Source organism: Oleiphilus sp. HI0043 (assembly GCF_001634935.1).
In genome coordinates, this window is sequence record NZ_LWEY01000792.1 from 1 (window position 1) to 964 (window position 964).

The 964-nt window shown below is 40.1% G+C and carries 1 protein-coding gene; it reads left to right on the forward strand.

Going from position 1 to position 964, the window contains the following annotated elements; translation table 11 throughout:
- The first annotated feature begins 157 nt into the window (after positions 1 to 157).
- Positions 158 to 892, forward strand: coding sequence for a TIGR04219 family outer membrane beta-barrel protein (locus A3729_RS09100; protein WP_068507795.1), 735 nt, complete (start codon positions 158 to 160; stop codon positions 890 to 892).
- Positions 893 to 964 lie beyond the last annotated feature (72 nt).

The following is a 964-nucleotide window of genomic DNA, read 5'->3' on the forward strand; positions in this document are numbered from 1 at the left end:
TAGGTCAGCGTTTAGGTATTTCATTTGACTAAATTTTGTGACTTCGTTGCAGCTTTTTAATCTAAGCTGCAACGAATCAAGCAAGCAAAATCAAAAACTCCCTCTATACTTACGCTAATAGTTTTATTCTTAAGAGAATTCAATAAGGTAAGTATCTATGAAAAAAGTTACAAAACTCCTCGCTCCTTTCGTTTTGGCTGCAAGCGCCACGGCTCAAGCCGATTTTATTGGCGGTACTGTTGAAGCAAGTTATTGGTATGCAGGCATTGGTGGTGATGCCACCGCTGGTGAAACAGTTGATTTTGAAAAAGACCTAGGTTTCGAAGACGATAGTTTCTTCGAACTCGCGGCTTCATTTGAACACCCCGTGCCACTGATTCCAAATATAAAGGTCCGACTAACTTCCCTTGATCAGACTGAATCTGGCGAAATTGATGAAGCAGGCGATGGTTTTGCTGGTGTGGAAGGGCCTGTTACGACTAATTTAGACCTGACTCACTATGATGTAATTGCTTACTATGAAATTCTCGATAACTGGGTTTCGGTTGATGTTGGTTTAGATATTAAGGTTTTTGACGGTCAGCTTAATGTTGAGGGTGATACAGAAAGCTCGACCTCTACTATTGATAACTTTCTACCGCTGCCCTATGCAAAAGCTGAAGTAGAGCTGCCTTTTACTGGTATGGCAGTTGGCGCTGAGTTATCGGGTATTTCGTATTCTGGTAATGGTATTTATGATGCCCGTGCCCGTATTCGTCAAAATATTAGCTTAGCATTTGTTGAGCTAGGCTATCGCACTATGGCAATCAAGATTGATGATATAGGCAGTGCTGATATCGAAGTTGATGTTGATTTTAGCGGTGTTTACTTAAGTACAGGCTTAGATTTCTAGATATAAAGTGCAATCTAGATTCGTAAGAATATTTTTCTAATATTCTCATTGCAAGGCGCTGAATTGTTTGAT